We start from the raw sequence: 23,294 nt of genomic DNA, 5'->3' as shown, positions 1-23,294 counted from the left end.
TTAAATTCAAATAAAATGGACTTTTCAAAAAATATTTTAGAAACAATTGGTAATACGCCATTAGTAAAACTCAACAAAATTGTTGCTGAAATTGATGCGTTGGTATTAGCAAAAGTCGAAACTTTTAATCCCGGAAATTCTGTAAAAGACAGAATGGCCGTAAAGATGATTGAAGATGCTGAGGCTGATGGACGTTTGCAGCCAGGAGGAACTATTATTGAAGGTACTTCCGGAAATACAGGAATGGGATTAGCACTTGTAGCCATTATCAAAGGATATAAACTAATTTGTGTAATATCAGATAAGCAGTCAAAAGAAAAAATGGATATCCTGCGTGCTGTTGGCGCAAAAGTAGTAGTTTGCCCTACGGATGTTGAGCCTACCGATCCACGTTCTTATTACTCCGTTTCAAAGCGTTTAGCATCAGAAACACCTAATTCGTGGTATGTAAATCAATATGATAATATGTCCAATTCCTTGGCACATTATGAGCAGACGGGACCTGAAATCTGGAGGCAGACGGATGGAAAAATTACTCATTTTGTAGTAGGAGTGGGAACAGGAGGAACAATTTCGGGAGTAGGTAAATACTTAAAAGAGAAAAACCCAAACATTAAAATTTGGGGAATTGACACGTATGGTTCTGTCTTTAAAAAATACCATGAAACCGGAATTTTTGATGAAAATGAAATTTACTCGTATATCACCGAAGGAATAGGGGAAGATATCCTGCCTAAAAATGTTGACTTTTCTTTAATAGATGGCTTTACAAAAGTAACCGATAAAGATGCAGCGGTTTACACGAGAAAAATTGCACTTGAAGAAGCTATTTTTGTGGGGAATTCTGCCGGAGCCTGTATAAAAGGATTATTACAGCTTAAAGAACACTTTAAGCCTGAAGATGTAGTTGTAGTTCTTTTTCACGATTCAGGAAGCCGCTACGTAGGTAAAATGTTCAATGATGACTGGATGCGTGAGCGTGGCTTTTTGGAAGAAAATGTAACAAAAGCAGAAGATGTCATCAAAGATCATATCGATAAGGAACTGATTGTTGTTCGTACCGAAGAATTGGTTTCACATGCTATTGAGCGTATGCGTAAGTATAAAATTTCACAAATTCCGGTTGTAGATATCAATGGATTTGTAGGTTCTGTTGATGAAACAGATTTGTTTAGAAGTTATGTTGCAGATAAAAATGTAGCCGAAAAACCGATCAAAGAAGTAATGGGAAAACCTTTTCCTATTGTTAAAATGGGAACACCAATTGAGGAAGTTTCCAAATTATTTACCAAAGAAAATGACGCTGTACTGATTGAATTAGAAAACGGTAATCACCATATTATAACTAAATATGATATTATTGGATCTATAAAATAATAACACAGATAATAAAATTGCAATCCATAAATCTAATCTTTGAAAATTAGATTTATGGATTTTTTAGATTAAAAAGGAGAAGAGTATGAATTTTACAGCCATAGATTTTGAAACGGCAACCGCCTACCATCCCTGTTCTGTTGGAATCGTTACGGTAGAAAACGGAATAATTACAGATGAGTTTGTTACTTTAATAAAACCACCAAATAACGAATACAACCCCTTCACGATTCGCGTACATGGAATTTACCCGCGTGATACTGTAAATGCAAAGTCATTTTTGCAGGTGTATCCGGAGATCGAAAAAAGATTAAGAAATAAAGTAGTTGTCGCCCACAACGAAAGCTTTGATCGTAATGTCTTAATCAAATCAATGGCACTTCATGGCTTGCAGTATGAAGATTTGAATATTGCTGAAAAATGGGAATGTACAGTAAAAATTTACAAAGCAAAGGGATTAAAACCAACCAAGCTAAGTGATTGCTGCCGCGAAATGAATATTAAACTGAACCACCACGAAGCGCTTTCTGATGCGCGTGCCTGTGCTAAATTGTACCTGTTGAAATAATTTAGACAAATATATTTGTAAGATTAGTATTATTTTATTTATTTTTAAACTTTTATGAATTAATATAAAACTTTAAAAATGAAAGAAGACTTTCTCCATTATTTATGGAAGTTTAAGAAGTTTGAGACGCTGAATCTGCAGACGACTCAAAACGAATCCCTCACAATTATCAAAACAGGGAACTATTTAGAGTCTTCAGGACCTGATTTTTTTAATGCTCAGATTATAATTGGAAATCAGAAATGGGCGGGAAATGTCGAAATGCATTTAAAATCATCCGATTGGTACATCCACGGTCATGAAAGAGATGTGGCTTATGAAAATGTAATTTTACATGTAGTCTGGGAACACGATACGGAGATTTTCAGGCAAAACAATACGGAGATTCCTGTTTTGGTTTTGAAGGACTTTATTTCTCCTGACATACTTAATAATTATAATTTGTTAATGACGCCAAAATCATGGATATCTTGTGAAAAAGAAATTGCTCAAATCAATCCATTTGTTTTTAAAAACTGGCAGGAACGTTTGTTTTTTGAACGCTTAGAACGCAAATCAAAATTCATTTTTAATTTATTGGAAGAAACAAATCAGGATTGGGAAGCTGTTTTATTTTGTTTACTGGCGAAGAATTTTGGTTTAAATACAAATGGAAATACTTTTTTTCAAATCGCCCAATCTATCCCGTTTTCAATTATCAGAAAAGAAAGTTTTGAAACAGAAAATCTGGAAGCTTTACTTTTTGGAGGCTCCGGCTTATTAGATGCGGAAAAAGAAGATGTTTACTTTACAGATTTAAAAATCAGGTATTTTTATCTTTTAAATAAATACCAGTTGGTGAAAACCTATGCAGATCCGCTTGAGTTTTTTAAACATCGGCCCGATAATTTTCCAACGATCAGACTGTCTCAATTGGCCGCTTTATATAACAAACACCAAAATTTATTTTCTAAAATAGTGGAATTAAAATCGATTAAAAAAGTCTATGAATTGCTTACCGTTTCAGCCGGTTTATATTGGCAGAATCATTATCAGTTTGATAAACAAAGCCATAAAAAACCAAAAGTATTATCAAGAGCATTTATAGATCTAATAATTCTCAATACCGTAATTCCGCTTCAATTTGCTTATGCGCAAAAGAGAGGAGAACTTGTTTTCGAAGATTTGATTGATTTTATGAAGGAAGTGGCTCCGGAAAAAAACTCGATTATCGATAAGTTTGAATCTTTCAGATTGATATCAAAAAGCGCTTTTGATACACAAGTTTTACTACAGCTCAAAAATGAATATTGTAATCAGAAAGCCTGTCTAAAATGCGCCATTGGAATGGAATTATTAAAGAACAATTAGTTAATTAGAAAATTAGTTAATTAGATATTTGTACTTTTGCTTAAAGTCCAACATCTAATATCTAAATTAAGTATGTCTGCAGTTGTAAAGTTGAAATTCTTTTTGGAAAAATATGGTTTTCACGTATCCTCCAGGTTAGCAGATAAACTGGGTATGCGTGTAACAAGTGTACGATTGTTTTTTATCTACATTTCATTTGTAACCGTTGGGTTAGGCTTTGGAGTTTATTTAACCTTAGCCTTTTGGATTCGGTTAAAAGATTTAATCAGGGCAAAACGAACTTCTGTTTTTGATTTATAAAAAAAACTCCAAATGAAAATTTGGAGTTTTTTTATGAAGTACTAAAGAGAACTATTCGGTCTCTTGATTGTTAAGTTTTGATCTTTTTTTGCTGTATCCAAAATAAACAAGGATACCAATAGCCAACCATCCAAGTGAAAGTAATTGTGCATCTAAGCTCAAATTAATCATTAAATAGGTGTTGATTGAAATACCACAAACAGCAATTATTGGTAAAGCAGGAACTTTAAACGTTCGGGTTAACTGAGGTTGTTTTACTCTTAAGATCCAAACCGCAATACAAACCATTGTAAAGGCAAATAAAGTACCAAAACTAGTCATATCCGCCAGCTTATTAATAGGAGTAAAAGAAGCAACTACAGCAATAATACCACCCAAAATCATTAAGTTGGTTTTTGGAGTTCCTGAAAGCGGATTCACTTTTGAGAATACAGCAGGAATTAATCCGTCTTTAGACATTCCAAGGAAAATTCTTGACTGTCCCATAATCATTACCATTAATACTGAAACCAAACCAATAGTTGCAGCAATTGTGATAATAAAACCTGCCCAGCCTTGTCCTGCAATATCAAATGCGTATGCAACAGGTGCTTTTATAGCTTCAGGATATTTTCCTAGTGGATTAAAATCTTTATAATTCATCATTCCTGTTAATACTAAAGACACAAGAATATATAAAGTAGTACAAATTAGTAAAGAGGCGATAATAGCGAAAGGAACATCTTTTTTAGGATTAATAGCCTCCCCAGCTTGAGTAGAAACAGCATCAAAACCTACATAAGCAAAGAAAATTGCAGCAGCTCCCGATACAACTCCGCCTATTCCGTAAGCATTGTGTGTAGTTTCTTTTTCAATAATCTGAGTTGCAGCCGGAATAAATGGATGCCAGTTCGCAGTATCTATAAAGAACAGACCGGCAACAATTACAAATATTACTGCAGAAACTTTAAGAATAACAATCATGTTGTTTGCTTTGGCAGCACTTTTTGTTCCTTTTACAAGTAGTGAAATCACTAAAATAACGATACAAAAAGCAGGTAAATTCATAGAAAAACCTTCTCCGGAGTAACTGGCAGGGTCAGTTGTAAGCCATTCAGGAAGGTGAATATGAAACATTTTGAGTAGTTTGTTAAAGTACCCTGACCAGGATACCGCTACCGTCATGGATCCCATTGCGTACTCAAGAATAAGTCCCCAACCAATAATCCATGCAAAAATTTCTCCAATTGTACCATAAGCATATGCATATGCAGAGCCTTCAACAGGTAGAATAGAGGCAAACTCAGAATAACAAAGAGCTGCAAAAACACAGGCAATACCTGCAATAATGAAAGAAAGCGCTAACGCAGGACCAGCATGATAATAAGCTCCGGTACCAGTAAGTACAAAAATTCCTCCACCAATAATGGCACCAACTCCAATGGCAGTTAGGCTCCATTTTCCCAGAACCCTTTTTAAATCACTTTTTTTCATATCCGCTTCAAAAGCAGATATTGGTTTAACTCGCATAATTGACATACTATAATAGTGGTTTATTGTTATTAAGTTCCAAATGTATTGTTTTTTATAAAAAATAAAAACAATTATATAATTTTAAGTTATAAAATGTTTAAGATTTATATTTAATAAGGAAAAACTAACAGCTATTGCTCGAAATCATTCATCACTTTTATTCCTATTTGCTAACTGAAAAAAGTGTTAAAAATAATTTTTTACTACTTTTCTTAATAAAATCAGCTTTTTTTTGATTTAATTTAGACCTCACAACAGTTAGAAAATTATCTATACATGAGTTTTAAATCTTTAGGAATCTATTTTAAGTTTACAAAACAACAACGAATTGGAATTTTTACACTTTTTATAATAATTATCGGTTTACAGGCGATTTATTTTTGTGTTAATTTCACTTCGGCAGAAAAATATTTTCCTGAAAAAGAGAAATGGCTGGCAGTACAGAGCGAGATCGATGCTCTGAAAAAAGAAAAATATAAAAACAAACCACAAGTTTATTTATTCAATCCGAATTTTATTTCAGATTATAAAGGCTACAAACTCGGAATGTCTGTAGATGAGATTGACAGATTGATGGCTTTTCGCAAAGAAAACAAATATGTAAATTCGGCAGAAGAGTTTCAGCAGGTCACAAAAATTTCAGATTCCTTATTAAATGTCATTTCGCCCCTTTTTAAATTCCCGGAATGGGTGACGAATAAAAAAACCTTAGTAAGTAATAAAAAGGAGTATACAGGATATGAAAAGCACAAAAGTCAGACTTTCGTCAAAAAAGAAAAAAAAGCATTACAAGATATAAATCAGGCTACACAGGAAGATTTGGTCAAAATATTTGGAGTGGGTGAAGCCCTGTCACTACGAATATTAAAGCAGAAAGAAATTTTGGGAGGTTTTGTTTCAATGGAACAGCTTAGTGAAGTTTGGGGACTTTCTCCTGAAGTTCTATATGAATTAAATACCAATTTCAGGATTTATTCCCTTCCCAATTTTAAAAAGATACCAATAAATGACGCGTCTTTAAAAGAATTATCGCAGTTCCATTATTTCAAATACGGATTGGCAAAACAAATCATTACGTACAGAAGTATGAATGGAGATTTTAAAAATATTGAGGATTTAGCAAAAATTAAAGGTTTTCCTGTTGATAAAGCAAAAATAATTAGTTTATATTTGGAGTTCTAAAAAAAAACTGACTACAATGAATTTTGATTATAACGAAACACAGTCGATGATTGCACAATCGATAAAGGAATTTGCAGAAAAAAATATCAGACCTAATATAATGGAATGGGACGAAGCTCAGATCTTTCCGGTTCCCTTGTTTAAAAAATTAGGAGAAATGGGATTTATGGGCGTATTAGTGCCGGAAGAATATGGTGGAAGTGGTTTAGGATATCACGAATACATTACAGTTGTTGAAGAAATTTCGAAAGTAGATCCTTCTATTGGTTTATCCGTTGCGGCGCATAACTCACTTTGTACAAATCATATTTTGACTTTTGGAAATGAAGAACAAAAGAAAAAATGGCTGCCGAAGTTAGCAACTGCAGAATTTATTGGTGCCTGGGGTTTAACAGAACACAATACGGGTTCTGATGCCGGCGGCATGAATACTACCGCCGTTAAGGATGGTGATTCCTGGGTTGTAAATGGTGCTAAGAATTTTATCACACACGCTATTTCGGGTGATGTTGCCGTGGTGATTGTTCGTACAGGAGAAAAAGGAGACTCGAAAGGAATGACTGCTTTTGTTTTTGAAAAAGGAATGAGCGGATTTACATCTGGTAAAAAAGAAAATAAATTGGGAATGCGGGCCAGTGAAACAGCCGAATTGGTTTTTGACAACTGCCGTGTGCCGGATGCCAACAGATTAGGAGAAGTGGGTCAGGGTTTTATTCAGGCAATGAAAGTATTGGATGGAGGCCGAATTTCGATTGGAGCTTTATCGTTAGGAATTGCAAAAGGAGCTTATGAGGCCGCATTAAAATATTCGAAAGAAAGATATCAGTTTGGACAGCCAATTAGTAGTTTTCAGGGGATATCATTTAAATTAGCCGATATGGCAACTGAAATTGAGGCTTCGGAATTGTTATTGCATAAAGCTGCTTTCCTGAAACAAGAACATAGACCCGTTACTACATTGGGGGCAATGGCTAAAATGTATGCTTCGGAAGTTTGTGTAAAAGTGGCGAATGAAGCGGTTCAGATTCATGGTGGTTACGGATATACAAAAGACTTTCCTGTTGAGAAATTTTATCGTGATTCTAAATTATGTACCATAGGAGAGGGAACAACAGAAATTCAGAAATTAGTTATATCCAGAAATTTACTGAAAGAGTAAAGAGTAAAGAATTTACGATAAGATCTATACTCTGTATTCCATGTTCTTTTTTCTTTAAAAAAAATCATAATTCATAACTCATAATTCAAAATTAATATATACTTTTGCACCCTTAACGAAGGGAGGTGTCTATATTATGTTAATTATACCAATTAAAGACGGAGAAAATATCGATAGAGCATTAAAGCGCTATAAAAGAAAATTTGATAAAACAGGAACTGTTCGTCAACTAAGAGCACGTACTGCTTTTATTAAGCCTTCTGTTGTCAAAAGAGCTCAAATTCAAAAAGCTGCTTACATTCAAAACATGAGAGATGGTTTAGAAAGTTAGTATTAGCCTTTCAAAATAATTACCGTTAGTCATCAAAAAGTTATAACTTTGATGCTAACGGTTTTTTTATGCTTAATTGGCAGTGTTTTTCTGGTGTTAATGTTTTTAAAACGGTGTTGAGCAAGGTTGTGTTTTTGTTTATAATATATATAAGTACAGGATTCTTATGAAGACAAATAAAGAAGCATTTCGGGATTATCTTCAATTAGAGAAGAAATATTCGCCTCATACGGTTCATGCTTATTTAAATGATATTTTATTTTTTGAAATGTTCAATAAAACTCATTTTGAACAGGAAGGTATAGAGCAGGCGCATTACAGTCAGGTCAGGAGTTGGATTGTTTCTTTGGTTGATCAGGATATTGCTAATGTTTCTGTAAATAGAAAAATAGCTTCATTAAAGGCATATTACAGATTTCTTTTAAAAATCAAGCAGATAGAAATAAATCCCATGTTAAAGCATAAGGCATTAAAAACGCCTAAAATTATTCAGATTCCGTTTTCTGAAAAAGAACTTACTGATTTGATGGAAGCGGTTGACAATCCGGTTGGTTTTGAGGAAATACGCAATAAATTAATTGTTGATTTGTTTTATACAACAGGAATACGAAGAGCGGAGCTGATACATTTAATGGTTTCTAATGTTGATTTATCGTCGAATGTAATTAAGGTTTTGGGAAAGAGGAATAAGGAGCGTATAATTCCGATTCTTCCGGTTATTGCGGAGCAGTTTAAATTGTATTTAAGTGAAAGGGTTTCTGTTGAAAAAATCGTTGATGAGGATTATTTTTTTATTTCTAAAAAAGGATTAAAATTAAGTGAATCTTTTGTGTATCGATTAATAAATTCATACTTTAGTAAAGTCTCTGAAAAGGTAAAAAAAAGTCCTCATGTCCTCAGGCATACTTTTGCGACTCATTTATTGAATAACGGAGCAGATTTAAATTCAGTTAAAGAATTATTAGGGCATTCCAGCTTGGCGTCAACACAGGTTTATACTCATAATAGTCTGGCAGAGCTTAAAAAAGTATACGGTAAGGCGCATCCAAGGAATAAATAGTAATTCTTAATGTTTAACCCTAAAATTTATATTATGAAGGTAGATGTTCATGCAGTTAACTTTACTGTTGACAGAAAGTTGGTAGATTTTATTCAGGAAAGAATGGATAAATTGGAAAAATACTACGATCGTGTGGTTTCGGCAGATGTTTTTTTAAAAGTTGAAAGAACGAGTGATAAGGAAAATAAGGCGGTAGAGATAAAGATTCATGTTCCTGGGGATGATTTTTTGGTTAAAAAGCAGTGCAAAACTTTTGAAGAAGCGGTGGAGCTTTCGGCAGAATCTTTAGAACGTTTGCTGGTAAAAAGGAAAGAAAAAATAAGAACGCACATATAATTAAAATTTTTTTCAAAAAATGTTTTGATTCAAAGATAAAATAGCTACATTTGCAGTCCGTTAGAAATAGCGGACTTTTTTAATGTTATTGCCAGCGTAGCTCAGTTGGCTAGAGCAGCTGATTTGTAATCAGCAGGTCGTGGGTTCGAGTCCCTCCGCCGGCTCAAAAAAAGGTTTCAAATGCGATTTGAAACAGGTTCTTTTAAAATAATGGAATTTTAAAAAATTAGGGGAGATACTCAAGCGGCCAACGAGGGCAGACTGTAAATCTGCTGTGTAAACTTCGCAGGTTCGAATCCTGCTCTCCCCACAAAATGAATTTTTAGATTGTGTTTTTCGGATTTTGTGTTTGAATAAAACAAAAATGCTGAATTAGACTCTTAAATCAAGGATTCTGCCGGTGTAGCTCAGGGGTAGAGTGCTTCCTTGGTAAGGAAGAGGTCTCGGGTTCAATTCCCGACATTGGCTCAAGTAAGTAGGAAATTGAAAATTAATATATAACTAAGATTAAAAATTAAGTAAAATGGCAAAGGAGAATTTTAATCGTTCCAAACCGCACTTAAACATAGGTACAATTGGACACGTGGATCACGGAAAAACTACATTAACTGCAGCAATTACAAAAGTATTGTCTGATGCTGGTTACTGTCAAGCAAAATCGTTTGATCAAATCGATAACGCTCCAGAGGAGAAAGAAAGAGGTATTACTATTAATACATCACACGTAGAGTATGAAACAGCTAATCGTCACTACGCTCACGTTGACTGTCCAGGTCACGCGGATTACGTAAAGAACATGGTTACTGGTGCTGCTCAAATGGACGGAGCTATCTTGGTAGTTGCTGCTACAGATGGTCCAATGCCACAAACTCGTGAGCACATCCTTTTAGGTCGCCAGGTTGGTATTCCTAGAATGGTAGTTTTCATGAACAAAGTAGACATGGTTGATGACGCTGAGTTATTAGAGCTTGTTGAAATGGAAATCAGAGATTTATTATCTTTCTACGAATATGATGGAGATAATGGTCCTGTTGTTCAAGGTTCTGCTTTAGGAGGATTGAATAATGATCCTGCTTGGGTTCCTAAAATTATTGAATTGATGGAAGCTGTAGATTCTTGGATCGAAGAGCCAGTTCGTGATACTGCAAAACCATTCTTGATGCCAGTTGAGGATGTATTTACAATTACTGGTCGTGGAACTGTTGCTACAGGTCGTATCGAAACTGGTATTGCTAATACAGGTGATGCTGTTGAAATCATTGGTATGGGAGCTGATAAATTAACTTCTACTATTACAGGAGTTGAGATGTTCCGTAAAATCCTTGACAGAGGTGAAGCTGGAGATAACGTAGGTTTGTTGTTAAGAGGTGTTGATAAAGAATCTATCAAAAGAGGAATGGTTATCATTAAGCCAGGATCAGTAAAACCACACGCTACTTTCAAAGCTGAGGTTTATATCTTGAAAAAAGAAGAAGGTGGACGTCACACTCCATTCCATAATAACTACCGTCCACAGTTCTACGTACGTACAACTGACGTAACAGGAGTTATTACTTTACCAGAAGGAGTAGAGATGGTAATGCCAGGAGATAACTTGACTATCAATGTTGCTTTGTTAAGCCCAATCGCAATGAGCGTAGGTTTACGTTTTGCTATCCGTGAAGGTGGTAGAACTGTAGGTGCAGGTCAGGTGACTGAAATCGTAGGATAATCCTATAAAAAAAAACTATAAAAAGCCAGTTGATTTTCTTAACTGAAATCACTGGCTTTTAATTACGGGCGTAGTTCAAGGGTAGAATAGCGGTCTCCAAAACCGTTGATGGGGGTTCGAATCCCTCCGCCCGTGCAATATAAAATATATCAAATGACAAAAGTTACTAATTATTTATCAGAGGCTTTCGAAGAGTTGAAGTCAAATGTTACTTGGCCTGCTTGGGCTGAGGTTCAAAAATTGACAATTGTTGTGGCTGTATTTTCGGTTTTATTCGCCTTGGCAACATGGGGAGTAGACGAATTTTTTGCAAAAGCTTTGGCTGGATTTTTTAACTGGTTAAAAGGATAATTTTTTTGTGATGGCAGATAATAATGTGAAAAAATGGTATGTGGTTAGAGCTGTAAGCGGACAAGAAAATAAAGTCAAAGCTTATATCGAAACTGAAATTGCCAGACTAGGTATGGGTGATTATGTTTCCCAAGTTTTAGTGCCTACAGAAAAAGTAGTTACTGTAAAAGAAGGAAAGAAAATGTCTAAGGATAAAGTTTATTTTCCTGGATATGTTATGATCGAAGCCAACTTGATTGGTGAGATACCTCATATTATTAAGTCTATTACTAGTGTAATCGGATTTTTAGGTGAGATTAAAGGAGGGGAACCTGTTCCTTTGAGACTTTCTGAAGTAAATCGTATGTTAGGAAAAGTAGATGAGTTAGCTGTAAATACAGATACTCGCGCTATTCCGTTTAACTTAGGTGAAACTGTTAAAGTGATCGATGGTCCTTTTAACGGGTTTAATGGTACGGTTGAAAAAATCAATGAAGAAAAGCGTAAACTTGAAGTAATGGTTAAGATTTTCGGAAGAAAAACACCATTGGAATTGAGTTTTATGCAAGTTGAAAAAGTATAATTTTTGTTACATCTATAATAACCACCACAGTCGCTTCCAATGATTATGGTGTTAAATTTTTTAAAAAATGGCTAAAGAAATTAGTAAGGTAGTTAAACTACAAGTTAAGGGAGGTGCTGCGAATCCGTCGCCACCGGTTGGACCTGCTTTAGGAGCTGCTGGGGTTAATATCATGGAGTTCTGTAAGCAGTTCAATGCTAGAACACAAGATAAACCTGGCAAAATATGCCCAGTACAAATTACTGTGTATAAAGACAAATCATTTGATTTTGTTGTAAAAACTCCTCCAGCTGCTGTCCAATTATTGGAAGCTGCAAAGCTAAAGTCTGGATCAGGTGAACCAAATCGTAAAAAAGTAGCTAGTGTTACTTGGGACGTTATCAAAGCTATTGCTGAAGATAAAATGGTAGATCTAAATGCATTCACAATCGAATCTGCAATGAGCATGATCGCTGGAACTGCTAGATCTATGGGTATAACTGTATCAGGAGATGCTCCTTTTTAATTAAGAGAAAGAAATGGCAAAATTAACAAAAAAGCAAAAAGAGGCTGCTTCAAAAATTGAAAAGAACAAACTATACTCTTTGAAAGATGCAGCTGCATTGATTAAAGTTATAGCTTCTGCAAAATTTGATGAGTCTGTTGATATCGCAGTTCGTTTGGGTGTAGATCCAAGAAAAGCGAATCAAATGGTTAGAGGTGTAGTTACATTACCTCACGGAACAGGTAAAGACGTTAAAGTACTAGCATTAGTTACTCCGGATAAAGAAGCTGAAGCTAAAGAAGCTGGAGCTGATTATGTAGGTCTTGACGATTATTTACAAAAAATTAAAGATGGTTGGACAGATGTTGATGTTATTATCACTATGCCGGCTGTTATGGGTAAATTAGGTCCATTAGGTCGTATTTTAGGACCTAGAGGTTTAATGCCAAACCCTAAAACAGGTACTGTAACTATGGATGTTGCAAAAGCTGTTGCAGAGGTTAAAGCTGGTAAAATTGACTTTAAAGTTGATAAAACTGGTATCGTACATGCAGGAATTGGTAAAGTTTCTTTTGGAGCTGAGCAAATTTATGACAATGCACACGAAATTATTCAAACATTAATCAAACTTAAACCAACTGCTGCTAAAGGTACCTACATTAAAGGTATTCACCTTACAAGCACTATGAGTCCTGCAATTGCATTGGACCCTAAAGCAGTATAATTGGTAGTTAATAATTTTTAGTATGACTAGAGAAGAAAAATCAATCGCGATTGAAGATTTAACTGCACAGTTAGCTGGTACAAATATTATTTATGTATCTGATATTTCTGGATTAAATGCAGAAACAACTTCAAGCTTAAGAAGAGCTTGCTTTAAAGCAGGTATTAAATTAGAGGTTGTAAAAAATACTTTGCTTGCAAAAGCAATGGAAGCTTCTGCTAATGACTATGGTGATTTACCTTCAGTATTGACTGGTAATAGTGCTATTTTTATTTCAGATATTGCAAATGCACCTGGAAAAATAATTAAAGATTTCAGAAAAAAATCAGCTAAACCTTTATTAAAAGGAGCTTATATAAATTCTGAAATTTATATTGGAGATGATCAATTAGATGCGTTAGCAACTATTAAATCTAAAGAAGAACTTCTTGGAGAACTTATTGGATTGTTACAATCACCAGCTCAAAGAATTATTTCTGCTCTTCAAAACAAGTTTGCTGGAGAAGAATCAGAAGCAGCAACTGAGGAAGCATAATATAAAAGACTATTGTCTTTTGTGTTAATAAATTCGCACACACAAATAAATTATAATTTTACAAATCATTTTAAACGATAGAAAAAATGGCAGATTTGAAACAATTCGCAGAACAATTAGTTAACCTAACAGTTAAAGAAGTTAACGAATTAGCAACAATATTAAAAGATGAGTATGGTATCGAGCCTGCTGCTGCAGCTGTAGTAGTTGCTGCTGGTGGTGGAGAAGGTGCTGCTGAAGAAGCACAAACTGAATTTACAGTAGTATTAAAAGAAGCTGGTGCTTCTAAATTAGCTGTTGTAAAATTAGTTAAAGAACTTACAGGTTTAGGTTTGAAAGAAGCTAAAGATGTAGTTGACGGTGCTCCAAGTAACGTTAAAGAAGGTGTTTCTAAAGAAGAGGCTGAAGGTCTTAAAAAATCATTAGAAGAAGCTGGAGCTGTAGTTGAGCTTAAATAATTCAACTCAGTTTTAAGAACTAGGTTTAGGTCTTGAGTGAACGCTCAATGGCCTAAACCATTTTTCGTATAATAAAATATATCAAGTTTTATTATCAAATAGTTTAAAATACGAAAAAGTTTTTGATCAATACGAAGAAAAAAAATTGAACTGAATTTTACCAGTTTATTTTTAAAGATGTATTGATTATAATAAGAAAGTATAGATTAAACAATGTGTTTTTACACAAAAAATTACTTTTTTTTAATCAAAATTTTGTCCATTGATGATAACAAATCAGACTGAAAGATTGAATTTTGCCTCTACAAAAAATATTCCTGACTATCCGGATTTCTTAGATGTTCAGGTTAAATCTTTTAAAGATTTTTTTCAATTAGAAACTAAATCTGACGAAAGAGGCAACGAAGGGTTGTACAACACCTTCATGGAAAACTTTCCAATTACAGATACAAGAAACAACTTTGTATTGGAATTCCTAGATTATTTTGTTGATCCGCCACGTTATACAATTCAAGAATGTATAGAGAGAGGTCTTACGTATAGTGTGCCTTTAAAAGCCAGGTTAAAACTATACTGTACTGATCCAGAACACGAAGATTTTGAAACTATTGTACAAGATGTTTATCTTGGAACAATACCTTATATGACTCCAAGCGGTACTTTTGTTATCAATGGTGCTGAGCGTGTAGTAGTATCTCAACTACACCGTTCTCCTGGGGTTTTCTTTGGTCAGTCATTCCACGCAAATGGAACAAAACTTTATTCTGCCAGAGTAATTCCTTTTAAAGGTTCCTGGATAGAATTCTCTACAGATATCAACAGCGTAATGTACGCTTATATCGATAGAAAGAAAAAATTACCGGTTACAACTTTGTTCCGTGCAATTGGATTCGAAAGAGACAAGGATATCCTTGAGATTTTCGACCTTGCTGAAGAAATTAAAGTTTCTAAAACAGGTATTAAAAAATATATTGGAAGAAGACTTGCTGCACGTGTATTGAACACCTGGCACGAGGATTTCGTTGATGAAGATACCGGTGAGGTAGTTTCTATCGAACGTAACGAAATCATCCTTGATAGAGATACTATTATCGATAAAGATAATGTTGAAGAAATCATCGATTCTAACGTTAAATCTATTTTGTTACACAAAGAGGATAATAATCAGGCAGATTATGCTATTATCCACAATACATTACAAAAAGATCCAACAAACTCTGAAAAAGAAGCTGTAGAGCACATTTACCGTCAGTTGCGTAACGCTGAACCGCCTGATGAGGAAACTGCTCGTGGTATTATAGATAAATTGTTCTTCTCTGATCAACGTTATAACTTAGGTGAAGTTGGTCGTTACAGAATGAACAAAAAACTTGGTTTAGATATCCCAATGGAAAAGCAAGTGCTTACCAAAGAAGATATCATTACCATTGTAAAATATTTGATCGAATTGATCAACTCTAAAGCAGAGATTGATGATATTGATCACTTATCAAACCGTCGTGTTAGAACAGTTGGAGAACAATTGTCTCAACAATTCGGTGTTGGTTTAGCACGTATGGCAAGAACTATTCGTGAGAGAATGAACGTTAGAGATAACGAGGTGTTTACACCAATCGATTTGATTAATGCTAAAACATTATCATCGGTTATCAACTCTTTCTTTGGTACGAACCAGTTGTCTCAATTTATGGATCAAACGAATCCATTAGCTGAGATTACACACAAGAGAAGATTATCTGCACTTGGACCTGGTGGACTTTCGAGAGAGAGAGCTGGTTTTGAGGTTCGTGACGTTCACTATACACACTATGGCCGTTTATGTCCGATTGAAACTCCGGAGGGACCAAACATTGGTTTGATTTCATCTCTTGGTGTTTATGCAAAAGTTAACGGAATGGGTTTCATCGAAACTCCATACCGTAAAGTTACAAATGGTGTAGTTGATTTAGAAAGTACTCCTATATATTTAAGTGCTGAAGAAGAAGAAGGAAAAATGATTGCTCAGGCGAACATTGAAATGGATGCTTCAGGTAAAATTACAGCTAGCAATGTTATTGCTCGTGAGGAAGGTGACTTCCCGGTTGTTGAGCCATCAGCAGTACATTATACAGACGTTGCTCCTAACCAGATTGCTTCGATTTCGGCTTCATTAATTCCTTTTCTGGAACATGATGATGCGAATAGAGCCTTGATGGGATCTAACATGATGCGTCAGGCGGTTCCTTTGATCCGTCCGGAAGCACCAATCGTTGGTACAGGTTTAGAGCGTCAGGTAGCTTCAGACTCCAGAGTATTGATTAATGCTGAAGGAGATGGAACTGTAGAATATGTAGATGCTAATATCATTACTATCAAATACGACCGTACTGAAGATGAAAGAATGGTTAGTTTTGATGCTGATGAGAAAACTTACAACTTAATTAAATTTAGAAAAACCAATCAGGGAACAAGTATCAACCTGAAGCCAATCGTAAGAAAAGGTGACAGAGTTAGTCTTGGTCAGGTATTATCAGAAGGATATGCTACTCAAAATGGTGAATTAGCTTTAGGTAGAAACTTAAAAGTTGCGTTCATGCCATGGAAAGGGTATAACTTTGAGGATGCGATTGTAATTTCAGAGAAAGTAGTTCGTGATGATATTTTTACTTCTATCCACGTTGATGATTATTCATTAGAGGTTAGAGATACTAAGTTAGGAAATGAAGAGTTAACAAACGATATTCCTAACGTTTCTGAAGAAGCTACTAAAGATTTAGATGAAAACGGTATGATCAGAATTGGAGCAGAGGTTAAGCCTGGCGACATTCTAATCGGAAAAATTACACCAAAAGGAGAATCAGATCCAACTCCGGAAGAGAAATTGCTTCGTGCAATCTTCGGGGATAAAGCGGGTGATGTAAAAGATGCTTCATTAAAAGCTTCTCCATCTTTACACGGTGTAGTTCTTGACAAAAAATTATTTGCAAGGGCCGTAAAAGATAAACGTAAACGTACTCAGGATAAAGATGCTTTGGGCGCTTTAGAAATGGAATTCGAAACTAAATTTGTTGAATTAAAAGACAGATTGGTAGAGAAATTGTTCCTGATCGTTAACGGAAAAACATCTCAGGGTGTAATGAATGATTTGGGTGAAGAAGTTTTACCAAAAGGTAAAAAATATACTCAGAAAATGCTTTACGCAGTAGAAGATTTTGCTCACTTAAGCAAAGGTCAATGGGTTGCTGATGACGCTACAAATAAAATGGTTAATGATTTAATTCACAACTATAAAATTAAGCTGAACGACTTACAAGGATCTTTAAGAAGAGAAAAATTCACTATTACAGTTGGTGATGAATTACCATCCGGAATCCTGAAATTGGCGAAAATTTATATCGCTAAAAAACGTAAACTGAAAGTTGGGGATAAAATGGCAGGACGTCACGGTAACAAAGGTATTGTTGCAAGAATCGTTCGTCATGAAGATATGCCTTTCCTTGAAGACGGAACACCAGTTGATATCGTATTGAATCCACTTGGGGTACCTTCACGTATGAACATTGGTCAGATTTATGAAACTGTTCTTGGATGGGCCGGACAAAATTTAGGTAGAAAATTTGCTACTCCAATTTTTGATGGTGCTTCTTTAGATCAAATTAATGAATTAACTGATGAAGCTGGAGTACCACGTTTCGGACACACCTATCTTTATGATGGTGGTACTGGAGAGCGTTTCCATCAGGCAGCAACTGTGGGTGTAATTTACATGCTTAAATTAGGACACATGGTTGATGATAAGATGCACGCACGTTCTATCGGACCATACTCATTAATTACGCAACAACCTCTTGGAGGTAAAGCGCAATTTGGAGGTCAGCGTTTTGGAGAGATGGAGGTTTGGGCACTTGAAGCTTATGGAGCATCAAGTACGCTACGTGAAATCTTAACAGTTAAATCGGATGACGTTATTGGTAGAGCTAAAACTTACGAAGCTATCGTTAAGGGAGAGTCTATGCCAGAACCAGGTTTGCCGGAATCATTCAATGTATTGATGCACGAATTGAAAGGTCTTGGACTAGACATTCGTTTAGAAGAATAAATAAAAGTTATCAGTTGCGGTCTCAGTATTCAGTTTAAACTGAACGCTGGGACTCAAACTGTTTACCAGAATTAAAGTTTTTAGGATTTATACCCGTAACCCGTTCCGATTTTTTATTGAAACTAAAGTTTTATAATTAGCACTTCAGAATTAGTCTGAAGTTTAGAGAAGTAATCCGAGGTAGTGTTTAAGTCGAAAGTTTGAAAGTTAAAAAGTCGAAAGTCATTCGTGATTTAAAAATTTTATGACATTTGAGTTTAGACTAGATGAAAATCAATTTTTTAATTGCAAATAAATCAATAGTAAAAACTATGATGAATAATAGAAATAATAATAAAGATAAGAATCCGGTAAAAAGATTTAACAAAATCTCTATTGGATTAGCTTCACCTGAATCTATCTTGAAAGAGTCAAGAGGAGAGGTTTTAAAGCCGGAAACAATCAACTACAGAACACACAAACCTGAAAGAGACGGACTTTTCTGCGAAAGAATCTTCGGACCTGTTAAGGATTTTGAATGTGCTTGTGGTAAATATAAAAGAATTCGTTACAAAGGGATCATCTGTGACCGTTGTGGTGTTGAAGTTACAGAGAAAAAAGTACGTAGAGACAGAGTAGGACACATCAATCTTGTTGTGCCAATTGCTCATATCTGGTATTTCCGTTCTCTTCCAAACAAAATTGGTTATATCCTTGGTCTTCCGTCTAAGAAATTAGATATGATCATTTACTACGAAAGATATGTAGTAATTCAGGCTGGTATTGCTAAAAATGCAGATGGAGAATCATTACAAAGATTAGATTTCTTAACTAAAGAAGAATATTTGAATATTTTAGATACTCTTCCACAGGAAAACCAATATTTAGATGATTTTGATCCAAATAAATTTGTTGCCAAAATGGGAGCAGAATGTATTATGGATTTATTGGCACGTATTGACTTAGACGAGTTATCTTACCAACTAAGACACAGCGCTAATAACGAAACATCTAAACAACGTAAAACGGAAGCTCTAAAAAGATTACAGGTTGTTGAGTCTTTCCGTGAGTCTAACTTAAACCGCGAAAACCGTCCGGAATGGATGATTATGAAAGTGGTTCCTGTTATTCCACCGGAATTACGTCCGCTTGTACCACTTGATGGAGGTCGTTTTGCAACTTCAGATTTAAATGACTTATACCGTCGTGTAATCATCCGTAACAACCGTTTGAAAAGATTAATGGAGATTAAAGCTCCTGAAGTTATCTTAAGAAACGAAAAACGTATGTTGCAGGAATCTGTAGATTCATTATTTGATAACACTCGTAAAGCTTCTGCTGTTAAAACAGAATCTAACAGACCATTAAAATCATTATCAGATTCCTTAAAAGGTAAGCAGGGACGTTTCCGTCAAAACTTACTTGGAAAACGTGTGGATTATTCTGCCCGTTCGGTAATTGTTGTTGGTCCTGAATTAAAATTATTCGAATGCGGATTGCCAAAAGATATGGCATCTGAATTATACAAGCCTTTCGTAATCCGTAAATTGATTGAAAGAGGTATTGTTAAAACAGTAAAATCTGCTAAGAAAATCATAGACAAAAAAGAGCCTGTAGTTTGGGATATCCTTGAAAATGTAATTAAAGGTCACCCGGTATTACTTAACCGTGCTCCTACGTTGCACAGACTTGGTATTCAGGCTTTCCAGCCAAAATTAATTGAAGGAAAAGCAATCCAGTTGCACCCATTAGTATGTACGGCTTTCAACGCCGATTTTGATGGGGATCAGATGGCAGTTCACTTACCATTAGGACCAGAGGCTATTCTAGAGGCACAATTATTAATGTTGGCTTCTCACAATATCCTTAACCCTGCAAATGGTGCGCCAATTACTGTACCTTCTCAGGATATGGTCTTGGGTCTATATTATATGACCAAAGAACGTATCTCTACACCAGAACATGTAATTTTAGGTCAGGACTTAATTTTCTATTCTGCTGAAGAAGTAAATATTGCATTAAACGAAGGAAGATTAGAATTGAATGCCCGTGTGAAAATTAGAGCAAAAGATTTTAATGAAGCCGGAGAATTAGTGTACAAAATTATCCAGACAACTGCAGGACGTGTATTATTTAACGAAGTAGTACCTGAAGCAGCCGGATATATCAATGATGTATTGACTAAGAAAAACCTTAGAGATATTATTGGACACATTTTAAGTGTGACCAATGTACCTACTACTGCTGCTTTCTTGGACAATATGAAAGATATGGGTTATAAATTTGCCTTTAGAGGAGGTTTATCATTCTCTCTTGGTGATATTAGAATTCCAGAGCAAAAAACAAAATTAATTGCAGATGCCAGAGAGCAAGTTGAAGGTATTTCTGTGAATTATAACATGGGTCTTATTACCAATAACGAACGTTACAACCAGGTTATTGACGTATGGACTTCAGCAAATGCTCAATTGACAGAGTTGGCAATGAAAAATATTAGAGAAGACCAACAAGGTTTCAACTCTGTATATATGATGCTTGACTCTGGAGCAAGGGGTTCCAAAGAACAGATTCGTCAGTTAACCGGTATGCGTGGTTTGATGGCTAAGCCTAAAAAATCTACTGCTGGTGGTGGTGAGATTATTGAAAACCCGATTCTTTCTAACTTTAAGGAAGGTCTTTCGATTCTTGAGTATTTCATTTCTACTCACGGTGCTCGTAAAGGTCTTGCGGATACGGCTCTTAAAACTGCCGATGCCGGATACTTGACAAGAAGACTTCATGACGTTTCACAAGATGTTATTGTTAACATCGAAGATTGTGGAACTTTAAGAGGTGTTGAAGTATCTGCTTTGAAGAAAAATGAAGAAATTGTTGAATCTTTAGGAGAAAGAATTTTAGGACGTGTTGCATTGCAGGATGTTATTAATCCTCTTACTAATGAAGTAATGGCTCAGTCAGGTCAACAAATTACGGAAGCGATTATGAGAGCTATTGAATCTTCTCCGATTGAAAAAGTAGAAGTTAGATCTCCATTAACTTGTGAAGCTTTAAAAGGTATTTGTGCTAAATGTTACGGTAGAAACTTAGCTACTGGTAAAATGACACAAAGAGGTGAAGCAGTAGGAGTTATTGCAGCTCAGTCTATTGGAGAGCCTGGTACACAGTTAACACTTCGTACGTTCCACGTTGGAGGGGTTGCAGGAGGTATCTCTGAAGAGTCTAGTATTGTTACAAGATTCAACGGTAGACTTGAGATTGAAGATTTAAAAACTGTAAAAGGTGAAGACAGTGAAGGTAATGCGGTAGATATCGTAGTATCACGTTCAACGGAATTAAAATTAGTTGACGAGAAAACCGGAATCGTTTTAAATACACACAATATTCCTTACGGATCTAGTATTTTCGTTAAGGACGGTGAAGTAGTTACTAAAGGATCTACTATCTGTAAGTGGGATCCATATAATGGTGTAATTGTTTCTGAATTTACAGGTAAGATTGCTTACGAAGATTTAGAGCAAGGACAATCGTTTATGGTTGAAATCGATGAGCAGACAGGATTCCAGGAAAAAGTAATTTCTGAAGCCAGAAATAAAAAATTAATTCCAACTTTATTGGTTTACGGTAAAGAAGGTGAATTGATTCGTTCGTATAACTTACCAGTAGGAGCCCACCTTATGGTTGAGAATGGAGAGAAAATTAAAGCAGGTAAAGTATTGGTTAAAATTCCACGTCGTTCTTCTAAAGCAGGAGATATTACAGGAGGTTTACCAAGAATTACGGAGTTGCTTGAGGCTCGTAACCCTTCTAATCCAGCAGTTGTTTCTGAAATTGACGGTGTTGTATCTTTTGGAAAAATCAAAAGAGGTAACCGTGAAATTGTTATCGAATCTAAATTTGGGGAGATTAAAAAGTATTTAGTTAAACTTTCAAGCCAAATCTTAGTACAGGAAAATGACTTCGTAAGAGCAGGAGTACCATTGTCTGACGGTGCAATTACACCAGATGATATTTTAAGAATTCAGGGACCAGCTGCTGTTCAACAGTATTTGGTAAATGAAATTCAGGAGGTATACCGTTTACAAGGGGTAAAAATCAATGACAAGCACTTTGAGGTAGTTATTCGTCAAATGATGCGTAAAGTAAGAGTTCAGGATCCGGGAGATACATTATTCCTGGAAGATCAATTAATTCACACTAAAGACTTTATCGTTCAAAATGATAAATTATATGGTATGAAAGTAGTTGAAGACGCTGGAGATTCTGCCGTATTAAAACCAGGTCAGATTATTACACCTCGTGATTTACGTGATGAAAACTCATTGCTGAAACGAAATGATAAAAATCTGGTTGTAGCCAGAGACGTAATTACTGCAACAGCAACACCAGTTCTGCAAGGTATTACAAGAGCTTCGCTACAAACTAAATCATTCATCTCTGCTGCTTCCTTCCAGGAAACAACAAAAGTACTTAACGAGGCTGCTGTAGCTGGTAAAGTAGATGATTTGGAAGGATTAAAAGAAAATGTAATTGTTGGACACAGAATTCCTGCGGGAACTGGTATGAGAGAATACGATAATACTATCGTAGGATCTAAAGACGATTACAATGAAATGATGGCTAATAAAGAAGAATATATCTATTAATTAGGAAACTATGAGTAATCCGAAACAACAACAGGAGCAAATTAATATTGAGTTAGATGAAACTATTGCAGAAGGAATTTATTCTAATCTTGCGATTATAAATCACTCCTCATCAGAGTTTGTTTTAGATTTTGTGAGCATTATGCCGGGTATTCCTAAAGCCAAGGTAAAGTCAAGAATTGTTTTGACACCCCAACATGCTAAAAGATTATTTAAGGCAATAGGTGAAAATATTCATCGTTTTGAAGTAGCCCACGGCGAGATCAAAGACACTGAACAAGCACCAATACCACTTAATTTTGGTCCGACAGGACAAGCATAAATTTTAAAAGCCCCGGAAATGGGGCTTTTTTTATATAAAAAATGCAAATCTAACTTAAAGTGCAGTTTGCCTGATTTTATTTACTTTCATCGACTAAATTTCTTTCGTCGGTCGTATTGTACTAATTTGGCGATTCCTAATAGAAAAGTTTATTTTTTGGAATATAATGACTTAGTAAAGGTTGATTAATTCACATTAAAAAAAAGCGCTAATTATTTGCATTAGCGCTTTTTTTATGCTTAAAAATGAACGTATTAAAGTCTAGATTTATT

General features: G+C 35.2%; 20 protein-coding genes and 4 tRNA genes. 23 read left to right on the top strand and 1 reads right to left on the bottom strand.

The window, feature by feature from the left end; translation table 11 throughout:
* Positions 1-15 precede the first annotated feature (15 nt).
* The 4 genes from HAV12_RS18940 to HAV12_RS18925 all read left to right on the top strand — a co-directional run bounded on the left by HAV12_RS18940 (position 16) and on the right by HAV12_RS18925 (position 3,595).
* Positions 16-1,377 carry a pyridoxal-phosphate dependent enzyme gene (locus tag HAV12_RS18940; protein WP_171571007.1) on the top strand — a complete coding sequence of 454 codons (1,362 nt, stop codon included), beginning with the start codon at positions 16-18 and terminating at the stop codon, positions 1,375-1,377.
* A gap of 85 nt (positions 1,378-1,462) precedes the next feature.
* Positions 1,463-1,945 carry a 3'-5' exonuclease gene (locus HAV12_RS18935; RefSeq protein ID WP_171571006.1) on the top strand — a complete coding sequence of 161 codons (483 nt, stop codon included), beginning with the start codon at positions 1,463-1,465 and terminating at the stop codon, positions 1,943-1,945.
* A gap of 78 nt (positions 1,946-2,023) precedes the next feature.
* Entirely contained in the window at positions 2,024-3,295 is a 1,272-nt protein-coding gene (locus HAV12_RS18930) for a DUF2851 family protein (RefSeq protein ID WP_171571005.1), read from the top strand.
* Between the two features lie 72 nt (positions 3,296-3,367).
* A complete protein-coding gene (locus HAV12_RS18925) occupies positions 3,368-3,595 on the top strand; it encodes a PspC domain-containing protein (RefSeq protein ID WP_171571004.1) in 228 nt (75 codons plus the stop codon).
* A 51-nt stretch (positions 3,596-3,646) separates the two neighbouring features.
* Here HAV12_RS18925 and HAV12_RS18920 read toward each other — a convergent pair whose 3' ends face one another.
* Positions 3,647-5,113: an APC family permease gene (locus tag HAV12_RS18920; RefSeq protein WP_171571003.1), complete on the bottom strand. Its 1,467-nt coding sequence runs from the start codon at positions 5,111-5,113 to the stop codon at positions 3,647-3,649.
* Positions 5,114-5,383: 270 nt separating this feature from the next.
* Here HAV12_RS18920 and HAV12_RS18915 point away from each other — a divergent pair, with 270 nt between their 5' ends.
* The 19 genes from HAV12_RS18915 to HAV12_RS18825 all read left to right on the top strand — a co-directional run bounded on the left by HAV12_RS18915 (position 5,384) and on the right by HAV12_RS18825 (position 23,022).
* On the top strand, positions 5,384-6,289 hold the full coding sequence (locus HAV12_RS18915; RefSeq protein WP_171571002.1) for a helix-hairpin-helix domain-containing protein: 906 nt from the start codon (positions 5,384-5,386) through the stop codon (positions 6,287-6,289).
* A 16-nt stretch (positions 6,290-6,305) separates the two neighbouring features.
* On the top strand, positions 6,306-7,448 hold the full coding sequence (locus tag HAV12_RS18910) for an acyl-CoA dehydrogenase family protein (RefSeq protein ID WP_171571001.1): 1,143 nt from the start codon (positions 6,306-6,308) through the stop codon (positions 7,446-7,448).
* A 136-nt stretch (positions 7,449-7,584) separates the two neighbouring features.
* Positions 7,585-7,779: a 30S ribosomal protein S21 gene (gene rpsU / locus HAV12_RS18905; protein ID WP_132038185.1), complete on the top strand. Its 195-nt coding sequence runs from the start codon at positions 7,585-7,587 to the stop codon at positions 7,777-7,779.
* A gap of 166 nt (positions 7,780-7,945) precedes the next feature.
* On the top strand, positions 7,946-8,839 hold the full coding sequence (locus tag HAV12_RS18900) for a tyrosine-type recombinase/integrase (RefSeq protein ID WP_171571000.1): 894 nt from the start codon (positions 7,946-7,948) through the stop codon (positions 8,837-8,839).
* Positions 8,840-8,872: 33 nt separating this feature from the next.
* A complete protein-coding gene (gene hpf / locus HAV12_RS18895; protein WP_132038187.1) occupies positions 8,873-9,175 on the top strand; it encodes a ribosome hibernation-promoting factor, HPF/YfiA family in 303 nt (100 codons plus the stop codon).
* A 90-nt stretch (positions 9,176-9,265) separates the two neighbouring features.
* Positions 9,266-9,339 (top strand) — tRNA-Thr (locus HAV12_RS18890).
* A 65-nt stretch (positions 9,340-9,404) separates the two neighbouring features.
* A tRNA-Tyr gene (locus HAV12_RS18885) sits at positions 9,405-9,485 on the top strand.
* Between the two features lie 86 nt (positions 9,486-9,571).
* Positions 9,572-9,643: transfer RNA gene (locus HAV12_RS18880), tRNA-Thr, on the top strand.
* A gap of 55 nt (positions 9,644-9,698) precedes the next feature.
* Positions 9,699-10,886 (top strand): elongation factor Tu, encoded by a 1,188-nt coding sequence (tuf, locus tag HAV12_RS18875; protein ID WP_089481524.1) that lies wholly within the window; start codon positions 9,699-9,701, stop codon positions 10,884-10,886.
* Positions 10,887-10,950: 64 nt separating this feature from the next.
* Positions 10,951-11,021: transfer RNA gene (locus HAV12_RS18870), tRNA-Trp, on the top strand.
* A gap of 18 nt (positions 11,022-11,039) precedes the next feature.
* Complete coding sequence (secE, locus tag HAV12_RS18865; RefSeq protein WP_041517377.1) at positions 11,040-11,237, top strand: preprotein translocase subunit SecE; 198 nt, start codon at positions 11,040-11,042, stop codon at positions 11,235-11,237.
* A 10-nt stretch (positions 11,238-11,247) separates the two neighbouring features.
* Positions 11,248-11,799 (top strand): transcription termination/antitermination protein NusG, encoded by a 552-nt coding sequence (gene nusG, locus HAV12_RS18860; protein ID WP_026985793.1) that lies wholly within the window; start codon positions 11,248-11,250, stop codon positions 11,797-11,799.
* Between the two features lie 67 nt (positions 11,800-11,866).
* Positions 11,867-12,304, top strand: a complete 438-nt coding sequence (rplK, locus tag HAV12_RS18855) for a 50S ribosomal protein L11 (RefSeq protein WP_007807442.1) — start codon at positions 11,867-11,869, stop codon at positions 12,302-12,304.
* Positions 12,305-12,317: 13 nt separating this feature from the next.
* Positions 12,318-13,007 (top strand): 50S ribosomal protein L1, encoded by a 690-nt coding sequence (gene rplA / locus HAV12_RS18850; RefSeq protein WP_007807440.1) that lies wholly within the window; start codon positions 12,318-12,320, stop codon positions 13,005-13,007.
* A gap of 22 nt (positions 13,008-13,029) precedes the next feature.
* On the top strand, positions 13,030-13,542 hold the full coding sequence (gene rplJ / locus HAV12_RS18845) for a 50S ribosomal protein L10 (RefSeq protein ID WP_132038189.1): 513 nt from the start codon (positions 13,030-13,032) through the stop codon (positions 13,540-13,542).
* A gap of 86 nt (positions 13,543-13,628) precedes the next feature.
* The gene (gene rplL / locus HAV12_RS18840) at positions 13,629-14,000 is read left to right on the top strand and encodes a 50S ribosomal protein L7/L12 (protein WP_007807437.1); all 372 of its coding nucleotides are present in this window, start codon (positions 13,629-13,631) and stop codon (positions 13,998-14,000) included.
* A 265-nt stretch (positions 14,001-14,265) separates the two neighbouring features.
* Complete coding sequence (gene rpoB, locus HAV12_RS18835; protein WP_127340345.1) at positions 14,266-18,078, top strand: DNA-directed RNA polymerase subunit beta; 3,813 nt, start codon at positions 14,266-14,268, stop codon at positions 18,076-18,078.
* A gap of 311 nt (positions 18,079-18,389) precedes the next feature.
* Positions 18,390-22,700: a DNA-directed RNA polymerase subunit beta' gene (gene rpoC / locus HAV12_RS18830; RefSeq protein ID WP_171571725.1), complete on the top strand. Its 4,311-nt coding sequence runs from the start codon at positions 18,390-18,392 to the stop codon at positions 22,698-22,700.
* A 10-nt stretch (positions 22,701-22,710) separates the two neighbouring features.
* Positions 22,711-23,022, top strand: a complete 312-nt coding sequence (locus tag HAV12_RS18825) for a DUF3467 domain-containing protein (RefSeq protein ID WP_127340286.1) — start codon at positions 22,711-22,713, stop codon at positions 23,020-23,022.
* Positions 23,023-23,294: the final 272 nt, after the last annotated feature.

Origin of the sequence: Flavobacterium sp. CLA17 (assembly GCF_013112255.2) — a bacterium.
Lineage (GTDB): Bacteria > Bacteroidota > Bacteroidia > Flavobacteriales > Flavobacteriaceae > Flavobacterium > Flavobacterium circumlabens.
This window is presented reverse-complemented; position numbering and strand designations above follow the sequence as displayed.

What these genes read in the sequence shown, in the direction of transcription:
- HAV12_RS18940 (WP_171571007.1), top strand. Translation starts at nt 16, where the DNA reads ATGGACTTTTCAAAAAATATTTTAGAAACAATTGGTAATACGCCATTA.
- HAV12_RS18935 (WP_171571006.1), top strand. Translation starts at nt 1,463, where the DNA reads ATGAATTTTACAGCCATAGATTTTGAAACGGCAACCGCCTACCATCCC.
- HAV12_RS18930 (WP_171571005.1), top strand. Translation starts at nt 2,024, where the DNA reads ATGAAAGAAGACTTTCTCCATTATTTATGGAAGTTTAAGAAGTTTGAG.
- HAV12_RS18925 (WP_171571004.1), top strand. Translation starts at nt 3,368, where the DNA reads ATGTCTGCAGTTGTAAAGTTGAAATTCTTTTTGGAAAAATATGGTTTT.
- HAV12_RS18920 (WP_171571003.1), bottom strand. Translation starts at nt 5,113, where the DNA reads ATGTCAATTATGCGAGTTAAACCAATATCTGCTTTTGAAGCGGATATG.
- HAV12_RS18915 (WP_171571002.1), top strand. Translation starts at nt 5,384, where the DNA reads ATGAGTTTTAAATCTTTAGGAATCTATTTTAAGTTTACAAAACAACAA.
- HAV12_RS18910 (WP_171571001.1), top strand. Translation starts at nt 6,306, where the DNA reads ATGAATTTTGATTATAACGAAACACAGTCGATGATTGCACAATCGATA.
- rpsU (WP_132038185.1), top strand. Translation starts at nt 7,585, where the DNA reads ATGTTAATTATACCAATTAAAGACGGAGAAAATATCGATAGAGCATTA.
- HAV12_RS18900 (WP_171571000.1), top strand. Translation starts at nt 7,946, where the DNA reads ATGAAGACAAATAAAGAAGCATTTCGGGATTATCTTCAATTAGAGAAG.
- hpf (WP_132038187.1), top strand. Translation starts at nt 8,873, where the DNA reads ATGAAGGTAGATGTTCATGCAGTTAACTTTACTGTTGACAGAAAGTTG.
- tuf (WP_089481524.1), top strand. Translation starts at nt 9,699, where the DNA reads ATGGCAAAGGAGAATTTTAATCGTTCCAAACCGCACTTAAACATAGGT.
- secE (WP_041517377.1), top strand. Translation starts at nt 11,040, where the DNA reads ATGACAAAAGTTACTAATTATTTATCAGAGGCTTTCGAAGAGTTGAAG.
- nusG (WP_026985793.1), top strand. Translation starts at nt 11,248, where the DNA reads ATGGCAGATAATAATGTGAAAAAATGGTATGTGGTTAGAGCTGTAAGC.
- rplK (WP_007807442.1), top strand. Translation starts at nt 11,867, where the DNA reads ATGGCTAAAGAAATTAGTAAGGTAGTTAAACTACAAGTTAAGGGAGGT.
- rplA (WP_007807440.1), top strand. Translation starts at nt 12,318, where the DNA reads ATGGCAAAATTAACAAAAAAGCAAAAAGAGGCTGCTTCAAAAATTGAA.
- rplJ (WP_132038189.1), top strand. Translation starts at nt 13,030, where the DNA reads ATGACTAGAGAAGAAAAATCAATCGCGATTGAAGATTTAACTGCACAG.
- rplL (WP_007807437.1), top strand. Translation starts at nt 13,629, where the DNA reads ATGGCAGATTTGAAACAATTCGCAGAACAATTAGTTAACCTAACAGTT.
- rpoB (WP_127340345.1), top strand. Translation starts at nt 14,266, where the DNA reads ATGATAACAAATCAGACTGAAAGATTGAATTTTGCCTCTACAAAAAAT.
- rpoC (WP_171571725.1), top strand. Translation starts at nt 18,390, where the DNA reads ATGATGAATAATAGAAATAATAATAAAGATAAGAATCCGGTAAAAAGA.
- HAV12_RS18825 (WP_127340286.1), top strand. Translation starts at nt 22,711, where the DNA reads ATGAGTAATCCGAAACAACAACAGGAGCAAATTAATATTGAGTTAGAT.